The organism is Pseudomonas sp. C2B4, assembly GCF_013359695.1.
Lineage (GTDB): Bacteria > Pseudomonadota > Gammaproteobacteria > Pseudomonadales > Pseudomonadaceae > Aquipseudomonas.
Genome location: NZ_JABFMU010000125.1, coordinates 1 through 1,525 on the forward strand (window position 1 = coordinate 1; position 1,525 = coordinate 1,525).

Annotated in this window: 2 protein-coding genes and 1 pseudogene; all 3 read right to left on the bottom strand. The window is 47.5% G+C overall.

The genetic code is table 11. The features are described 5' to 3' along the window. Nucleotides 1-261: pseudogene (locus HNQ83_RS30945) on the bottom strand (hypothetical protein); the annotation flags it as partial. Between the two features lie 90 nt (nt 262-351). Beyond that, nucleotides 352-705, bottom strand: a complete 354-nt coding sequence (locus HNQ83_RS30950; protein WP_175392631.1) for a hypothetical protein — start codon at nt 703-705, stop codon at nt 352-354. After that, a partial coding sequence (locus HNQ83_RS30955; RefSeq protein ID WP_175392632.1) for an RHS repeat-associated core domain-containing protein occupies nt 702-1,525 on the bottom strand: 824 nt, incomplete at its 5' end. The genes HNQ83_RS30950 and HNQ83_RS30955, both read right to left, overlap by 4 nt.

Here is a 1,525-nt window from a genome sequence, read left to right on the forward strand (position 1 = left end):
ACCACCACCACCACCCCCACCACCCTTATAATCTGGATTCTTAATAAGATCGTTATACCAATCCCATGCTTCCTTCATCAACTTCTCATGAAGCTTCATCAAGGCACGACGATGAACCTTCTCACCAATCAATTCATCCACACTTGGAGAGAGCACTATAAAGTTGAAAACACAGCCAGCATCCTCCATGCGATCGAGCAGCAATTTGGTTTTTTCTTTTTCAACGACCTTCAACGAAACTTGATGCCCATTTGCGTCCATTCACCACCCTTTCAAAATAAAATCATCACTTTCAGCTCTGAAAAGCACTAATATTCTATGAGAAAATCTCGATAATCTTTCGAGTATTACTTATGCATAACCTTCAAGCTGATATCGCCGCAAGCAGCTAACAAGTACCATCATAAATTTTCTTTGATCCACAACATCGTCATCAAAGTAGGTAGTCATGCGCTCAAACACCCGATTGAAATCGTCATCTTGATTCAAAAAATAGGCAATCGTATTAATTAAAGTTTCCCTACCAGTCTGCTCATAAGCAAAAAACTCTGACCTCAGCACCAAATCGAACAAATCAGTAAGTTCTTTCTCATCATTTACATTCTTGGAAGCAATGAGCGCTTCCCTCTCTTCATCATCTGCGTTTTCGATATCAAACACAAACAGTAGACCGCGTATACTTGCAATATTGTATAAATCTTTCACCAATCAAACTCCGCATATGCAGTTTTAGGTCGACCAGAATTGTCCAATATAACTATAGCCTTTGTTTGCTGACCATATTCCAAGCTTCCCCGCTTGTACCCTTCACCAATTTTCTTCCCCATATCGAAAGCTAGGCGAGAAGTCTCCAAATTGGTATACCGCAAGATCAATTGCGCTCTATATATTGCGTTAAGTTGATCCCTATGACTAAGAAAGTGAGTCGCCGCTGTGGGTATCTTAGGTTGACCCTGTCTCCTTCCATTTCCATATGTCTCAACTATTCCGGTTGTTGGATTTTTTGCTGATGTCACCCGCTCAAGCTGGGATTGCAAAGTAGTCTGCGCTCCATGTTTTTCTAAAAAATGCCCGCCTGGGGTAGCGCGCTCAAGTTCGTCCAAACGCCTGTAGGCATTCTCCTCCGCTAGCTCATCAATCCTTGCACGCCGCTGCGTCGCCGTCATTTTCGGCAGCGACGGCTCACCGTCATCAACTCTAGCGCCAACAACACCATCCGGCGCCCTGCAACCCGGCCTATTCCCCCCCGGACAATTCCCACTCAACCCCAACGGATCCACCCACCCCGTCGGATTCGGCACGTAGCGGTAGGCGTTCAACCCACCCGCCAGCTTCAACGGGTCGGGCGTCAGATACCGCCCACTGTCCGGCTGGTAGTAGCGATGGCGGTTGTAGTGCAAACCGCTTTCGGCATCGAAGTACTGGCCCTGGAAACGCAGCGGTTGTTCCAGCTGTTCGCCGCCGCCGTGGCTCAGTTGGCTGAGTTTGCCGTAGGCGGTGTAGCGGGCCGACCAGACGATGTCGC